This is a genomic window from Vibrio sp. 10N.222.48.A3, from assembly GCF_041475345.1.
Taxonomy (GTDB): domain Bacteria; phylum Pseudomonadota; class Gammaproteobacteria; order Enterobacterales; family Vibrionaceae; genus Vibrio; species Vibrio tasmaniensis_A.
In genome coordinates this window covers 1-6,325 of record NZ_JBFRVX010000004.1, presented here as the reverse complement: position 1 = coordinate 6,325, position 6,325 = coordinate 1, and the positions used below count along the sequence as shown (strand labels likewise).

Here is a 6,325-nt window from a genome sequence, read left to right as displayed (position 1 = left end):
TTTACAAAATGAATGGCCCCTTGAATACTAAGATTAGCGTTTCGATTTATCAGCGTCAGAGGGTAATTCAAACTCAAGGAACATAAATTAGTATTACTTCGAGGTGTTTCTCTTCTTACGCTGTTAGCCTAGAAAAACACATGGGTTACTAGAAGAGAAAAGGACGGATATGACACTTCCTATTTTTCACTCAAACAACGTTCCACATTCTCAGTCGGATTATTTATCTGAGCTCTGGAGGAAGATTGAAAAAAATGAACGGCGTAATCAAAAGGCCGAGCTCAAGGTCAATCAGCTTTTTTCTGAATACAAAGATAAACTGACTCCCTATGATAAAAAGCTCGACCATCTTCACTGTGCCTGGGTTAAGCACTTGATGTCATTTTTGACCTCAAAAAAACTCAAAACCAATATCCGCAATCGCTTGATGCAAGCGATTGAACAGGAGTTAATTGAATTGCTTGATCGCCCTTTTATCAATGATAGAGACAAAGTCGAGGCGTTATGCGAAGAGTATGAAACCTATCATAATAAAGTATTTCAGAAAGAGAAACAGCAAGCGCTCAATGCAGCTTGTCGAGAATTTGAAAACGGCATGAAGGAGATGTTCGGCGCTGATATTGATTTACCCCACAAAAAAATCCGTGAAATTCTGGCTTCTGGTGATCCATTCGCCATTGAAGCTTTTATCAGTACCTTATGGGCCTCTTTTGTTAAACATAATAACGACTCGTTTTCACCACGGGCCCAAAATGAGGACGATTGGGACGATTTTGAATTCGATTATTTTGAGAGTGAAGACGACGACGCGCTTAACATCAAAGAAATGTTCCGAGGTACTCAACTCAACAAAATGTACAAACGCATTGCGAGTGTTATCCATCCAGATAAAGAGTCTGACCCGTTAAAGAAAGAAGAGAAACATCGTTTAATGCAGAAACTGGCGGTGGCCAAACGAGAGAATGATGTGATGACCTTAGTCCGAATGCTGACAGAATATGTCCCCGATTCTGAGCACCTTCTTGATGAAACAACTTTAGTGAGAATGGAGCATTTGCTCGAAATGAAGCTCCTGGATTTAAATCGGGCCCACCGTGACATCTTTAGCCAACAAGGAGTTAAGTCTCAAGTCTGGAGACAATTCTCAGCACCAAGCAAGAAGAAGACGCAAGCCAAAATGGAAAAGTATCTTGAAATGATTGATGATTCGATAGTCTCGCTTGAAAAAAGAATAAGAAAAGTTAACAGTATCAATCAATTAAAAAAATATTTAGGATCTCTTACCTTCTATTGATTCTGTGTCTAGAAAAGAGGCTTAATCATGGTGGTTTAAGAGGTTCGAAATACCGCTTGCTCACCCTTCGACTGGCTTCGCCAGCTACGGGATTGCGACGAGCGGTGCCATTAAAGTTTGAGCAGGTATATGTTCGCGTTCCCCGTTAATTTTTGAATGCGCCTTATTATTTAAGCCTTAATACACGCTGATTACGCACTCAATTTAAAATCGTGAAAAACAGCTAGGAAGCTTCAATTAAAGAGAAAGAATAAATTCATGAGTCGAAACCTTAAGCACTATCAAGCCCTTGATGAGATCGTGACGAATGCGCTTCTCGCACTGTATTTAACCATGAGTCAACAAGGTGGATATTGGACAACGAAAAGAAGAAATGAACTGTTGGTAAAATTCATCAAACCAAAAGTAAAACGGCCTCAGTTCTCGACATGTAAAAATGAACTCAAAACCATGATCAGTATTGGCCGAAGTGTAACAGGCAACCTCGAAAAAAAAATGTGGGAGGTAAATCAACTGAATCTCGGGTATCAAGCCAAGTTCTCACAGGCTGATGAACTCTATATCATGTTAACGGAATTATTTGAGCAGCATCAGTTTCCAACTATGTTGGAAGACCCCACAAAAGAAATGGAACGAGATACTCTTTACATGAAAGAAAAAAGCATAGAGCAAGGGTTTGATGAAGACAATAACCAGATAAAACCCCTGGCTATGACGGTGAAAACCCATCGGTTGGAAGCGTTAATTGAAGCGCTAAAAGCCAAAGGCTTTTATCGCGTTGAAGTTGACTCTGAAGAGAAAGATGAAGTCATTCACCTTTTATTGCACCGAGAGTGATAACGATTATACGATTGAATAGTGCCTTTCTATTTCTCGGTTTTACCTTGGGTAGACAATGTCCGACTAAATACCCATCTTCAACCTTGACTGAAAGCTTTCCCATATGACAACGCACCCAAAGCCAGTCTGACCAAATAGGTCATAAAGAGAGAGCTTTTCAATACGCAACTCTGGCTTACGCATGAACCTTTTAAAATTGGCATTAGCTAGGCTAGGTTTGCGCATAGGGTCCAATTCTCTTCTTCATTTTTCCACCTAAATCCGGATTTAGGTCTAGTATAATATACTGCGATACTCACCTTGTGACACGGAGCCTTCCATCCTAGTGGTAGGTGAAAATTTCACCCAAACCTTACGGACGCCAGTTTTCAATGCAGAGACACAATAAGAGTTTAGGACTATTCATACTTTTCTTTATGCAGACACATGCAATAATCAACATGCTATGACGAGGTTGATGGTTATATGAGATGTTCCGAAATACCCCCTTTGATCTACATGGTTACTGAAACTCAACTTGAGAGTGCTCTATCCTCTATAGCCATCAATAACTTGCATATTTACTGTGCGTTTACTCATGAAAGTTTGAACACTAAATTAATCAAAGATATTCAGTACAGCCACTTTAAATCCATAAGCTTTAGCGACGCTCGAACTATTTACCCTAAAAAAGCATCATTCTCGGATGAAGATAGGCAATAACTCATTGATATTTAGAAAAATATGCCTAAGAGGGAATATTCACAACGCTATTTTTGGAGAAAACGTGTTTCGACAATTTTTGTGTATCTTATTGATTTGTAATATTATCTCAATTTAAATGTAAATGGACTCAACATGACCGAAATGATAAAAACTTTACTTAATATCCGCTCGCTTCGTGCGTTCTCTCGTGAATTAACACTTGAGGAACTTGAAGAAGCACTGAATAAGTTAACGACCGTCTTTCTTGAACGCCAAGAGAGCGAAGAAGTAGAGCGCGAAGCTCGTGCTGAACAAGAATCCAAAGTCGCTGAAATCGCAAAGCAAATCAAGGTCGATGGTGTTAATATTGAAGCTCTTATAGAAGCTCTAGCAGGTCAATCAAAGAATAAAATAAAAGGTAAACGTAAGCCTCGCCTTGCTAAATATAGTTACACAGACGGGAACGGCATAGAAAAAACCTGGACCGGTCAAGGTCGCACCCCTTCCATAATTCAAGAACAGCTTGATGCTGGAAAATCAATTGAGGATTTCTTGATCGCGAAATAGTCGCTTCTTTCAAAACCCTCACTACACCCCCCTCAATTAAGAGGCCCAGAATTCATATAGAAACTAACAGAGCCCTTGTTTAGGTTAGTTTCTATAGGGCAGTCAGCTCGCTTTAAATATCTCTCCCATTGGCCAATCTTAAAATGAATGCGTGAACAGAAATCAACCTAGAGGCGTTAATTACGTCACTGGCCTCATCAGTACCGAAACACGAGAAAACACTTATGACTATTGCAGAACAATTGCGCCAACAAGGCGAGCAACGTGGCCGCCAAGAAGGACGTCAAGAAGGTCGCCAAAAAGCCCTCAAGGAGATGGCGCACAAGATGATGCTTAATGGTCTAGATCAGGAAGCCATTATGGATGTCACAGGATTGAATAAAGACGAACTAGCACAACTTTCTCATTAGCCGAGCAAGTAAATGGCCATCAATAAAGGACGGCGCGTGGGGAGATAAATAGTTAAATCAATAAAAAATAAGGATAAGAAAAAAAAACGGCGCGGCACTTTCTTTTGTCATACGACAGGTCCCTTCTTCGATTAAACGCGGAGTCATGTGGAACCCTTTCATCACCTTCCCACTTAACGTCCACCTTCATCCGGATGGTATGACGTTGTACGAAACTTTTAGACTTTTCCTACCCATCGGCCTTATTGTTATCATATTCAGGTACTAATTGAGTGAGGGGAATTATCGCCTCACCCAACTTTCATTGTGACAACGTCATAAAAAAGACCGAAAGACTAAGGTTATTACCTTCCTTGAAGCCCTTATATAACGTTCTGGTCAAAGTTTTATAAAATATTCAACGTTTTACTGCCCACTTTTAAATCGACTCTCTTTATACCCAAACGATAAAGGTAAGAGAGTACGTCATTTTTAGAAACATTGTATTGACTACGATTTAGAAGTAATAAATATTCTTCTAACAAGTATGGAAAGTCGCTTAATCAACGCCCATGAGTAATGTCAATCTGAGTGATATGTCGGCCAAGCACGGCATTATTGTGAATCGTCCTATATTTATCGTTGGTTCAGCCAATCAAGTCCCGCTTTAGACGTAAGAAACTACTCTGCTATCAATTCATTAGGAGCGACATCTTATCGCTATTAGAAAAACCAAAGCATCAAGGTTTGAACTAGCAACCTAGTGAATACGCTTTCATTATGTAATGATTTTACTTACAAAGTCATACTGTAAGAGACAAAAGATTCCGGAATAATACGTCAAATGGTCTGGGCTAAAACTTATATGGCGGTTCGTATCATTGGTGTTGAGTTTGGCTACACCAATTACGCAAACTACAAAAATAGTGCAGAATAGCTTTCGATAACATTAGCTGCAATATTCCAGAGTTTTGTCTATTTTAGCACTGCGATTGGCCATCTTCGATAACATCAAGATTTGGCCTGTACCAAAGCAAAAGGGTAACCAGCACTCTTTCTTTTGCGCTTACCGAACTCGTTGTCCAAATTTGAACTCGATGTGAGAGCCAGAGCGAATAATGAGAAAGCACTCGTCAATGGAGTGAACGTCACTGTTGAGTGCAAAGGCGGTAAGAGAAGAGCCACCATTTTAGTTGATAAGTGACATACAACATGTAACTGGCTTAGAACACGTTAAAGCTCTCTTTCATTACACTAGTAAGCACTCTAGCAGGGATTTTGTTTTGGTTCTTGTAACGGGACTGTTGCAAAAATACTGTACGGACCCTTTTTTTTAATCATCGTGGGCAACGCTTGGAACTCATATTTCTGTCATGGGTGCAGACAAAATAGGAAACAAGAACTTCCATCCTCATTGTTTGAGAAAGCATACTCTACTGTGACTATATACCTTAATGAAAAACGATTGGCGAGTTCTAGCATGCGCCAGATAAAGAGATCTATAAGATAGTTGAAGAGCCTATGTTAAATGACAGGAACAAAAGCGGCATTACCATTTTGATAACTCAAGATTAGCTTATCAAGATCCTTACATTGGCCAGTTACTTTTAATGAAATACCTACCCAAGGTAAATAAGCATGAATAAAATTAGCTTTTTAAAAATAAACAATACCATTATCGATGACATTATTGCTCTCTCAGTGGAAGAGTCTCAAAAACAACTCATTGCTAACAACGCAGAGTGGCTTGCAGAAGCCAGTTTTAACGACGATAGTATCAACTATGGTATTTACTTAAACGATAAACCTGCGGGCCTGATCTCTCTGATTGACCCTAGAATACTGGACACACACGATGAACACTTTCAAAAGGAGCATTTATATGTATGGCGCGTCATGATTGACCATCGTTTCCAAGGAAAGGGATTGGGGAGTCAAGCGATTAACTTCAGTAAGAAATACGCTTCCATTATCGGTTTAAAAGGCGTCTCCCTGACCACGATGGATAAAGAAAAAGGCAATGCGCTCTCTATTTATCAAAAACTTGGTTTTATACCAACGGGCAGAAGACTTGATGATGAAATTGAATTAATTTTTGGCTTAAAGGAATGAGTGAATAAACAAGTCAGATGGTGTGTCTGGGACGGCTATTTGGCCGCCTCATTTTATACTTAAACTGTAAATGTATTGAAGAGTTCATTCAAAAACGCTGATCCCTCGTGCACTCTCACCTCTGCCCGGTCACGGCTTAACCAAAAATCAAATTGACTCTTGTTCAATATCCGTAACCTTTAAAGACCTTGAATCGCTTCGATGAGCTTTTTGATTAGAGCATGGTCTGACTCTATCGCATTGTCATGGTGTAATTACTCTTAATTTTTTTGCTCATATTTTCAGCTATCATGCGCTAATCTAGAAAACGTTAAAGTTCCAGCTCAGTGCTCTAAAGATCGTAAAGCCTCACCTAGCAGGTCTTCTGGCGAAAGGTTAGAATGGGTGTTCATTATACTTTCGATTCTCCTTGTAGGAAAAGAATTACAAGTCTTCCCTC

4 protein-coding genes and 2 pseudogenes are annotated in these 6,325 nt (G+C 39.6%); 5 read left to right on the top strand and 1 reads right to left on the bottom strand.

Annotation, left to right across the window (positions count from 1 at the left end):
- Window positions 1-169 precede the first annotated feature (169 nt).
- From AB4653_RS00065 to AB4653_RS00045, 5 genes and pseudogenes are all read left to right on the top strand, one after another.
- Window positions 170-1,294 (top strand): hypothetical protein, encoded by a 1,125-nt coding sequence (locus tag AB4653_RS00065; RefSeq protein ID WP_102258346.1) that lies wholly within the window; start codon window positions 170-172, stop codon window positions 1,292-1,294.
- Between the two features lie 258 nt (window positions 1,295-1,552).
- The gene (locus tag AB4653_RS00060; protein ID WP_017101494.1) at window positions 1,553-2,131 is read left to right on the top strand and encodes a DUF2913 family protein; all 579 of its coding nucleotides are present in this window, start codon (window positions 1,553-1,555) and stop codon (window positions 2,129-2,131) included.
- An 840-nt stretch (window positions 2,132-2,971) separates the two neighbouring features.
- Window positions 2,972-3,385 (top strand): H-NS family nucleoid-associated regulatory protein, encoded by a 414-nt coding sequence (locus AB4653_RS00055; protein WP_069592252.1) that lies wholly within the window; start codon window positions 2,972-2,974, stop codon window positions 3,383-3,385.
- A gap of 164 nt (window positions 3,386-3,549) precedes the next feature.
- Window positions 3,550-3,795 (top strand): annotated as a pseudogene (locus tag AB4653_RS00050) (ISNCY family transposase); the annotation flags it as partial.
- Window positions 3,796-5,412: 1,617 nt separating this feature from the next.
- A complete protein-coding gene (locus tag AB4653_RS00045) occupies window positions 5,413-5,886 on the top strand; it encodes a GNAT family N-acetyltransferase (protein ID WP_016800590.1) in 474 nt (157 codons plus the stop codon).
- Between the two features lie 59 nt (window positions 5,887-5,945).
- On the opposite strand, the pseudogene AB4653_RS00040 reads toward AB4653_RS00045, so the two are convergent.
- Window positions 5,946-6,131, bottom strand: a pseudogene (locus AB4653_RS00040) (IS6 family transposase); the annotation flags it as partial.
- Window positions 6,132-6,325 lie beyond the last annotated feature (194 nt).